The organism is Rhodococcus phenolicus (genome assembly GCF_001646785.1).
Taxonomy (GTDB): Bacteria; Actinomycetota; Actinomycetes; order Mycobacteriales; family Mycobacteriaceae; genus Rhodococcus; species Rhodococcus phenolicus.
The window spans coordinates 1-881 of sequence record NZ_LRRH01000179.1; the positions used below are offsets into that span (position 1 = coordinate 1).

Consider the following 881-nt stretch of genomic DNA (forward strand, 5'->3'; position numbering starts at 1 on the left):
CAGTACACCGAGATCGGCTCCGAGCCGGTCGTCGTCGACCTCCCTACTCCGGCGCCCGGGCCGGGTGAGATCTTGTTGAAGGTCACCGCGGCCGGGTTGTGCCACTCGGACATCTTCGTGATGGACATGCCGGCGGAGCAGTACGCCTACGGTCTTCCCCTCACTCTCGGTCACGAGGGTATCGGCACCATCGCCGAACTCGGCGACGGCGTCACCGGATTCGAGACGGGGGACGCGGTCGCCGTGTACGGGCCGTGGGGGTGCGGTGCGTGCCACGCGTGCGCGCGTGGCCGCGAGAACTACTGCACCCGCGCCGCCGAGCTGGGTATCACCCCGCCCGGTCTCGGCTCGCCCGGGTCGATGGCCGAATACATGATCGTCGACTCGGCGCGCCACCTCGTCCCGATCGGGGACCTCGACCCCGTCGCCGCGGCTCCGCTCACCGACGCCGGCCTGACGCCGTACCACGCGATCTCACGGGTCCTGCCGCTGCTGGGACCCGGCTCGACGGCGGTCGTCATCGGGGTCGGGGGACTCGGTCACGTCGGCATCCAGATTCTGCGCGCGGTCAGCGCCGCTCGCGTGATCGCCGTCGATCTCGACGACGACCGCCTCGCGCTCGCCCGCGAGGTCGGCGCCGACGCGGCGGTGAAGTCGGGCGCCGGTGCGGCGGACGCGATCCGGGAGCTGACCGGCGGTGAGGGCGCGACGGCGGTGTTCGATTTTGTCGGCGCTCAGTCGACGATCGACATGGCGCAGCAGGTGGTTGCGATCGACGGGCACATTTCGATCGTGGGCATCCACGCCGGCGCACACGCCAAGGTCGGTTTTTTCATGATCCCGTTCGGGGCCTCCGTCGTGACCCCGTACTGGGGCACCCG

At 70.5% G+C, this 881-nt stretch carries 1 protein-coding gene; it reads left to right on the top strand.

All coding sequences use genetic code 11. From position 1 onward, the window contains the following. The coding region (locus A8G15_RS28610) for an NAD(P)-dependent alcohol dehydrogenase (RefSeq protein WP_068166586.1) at positions 1–881 on the top strand (881 nt) is incomplete at both ends.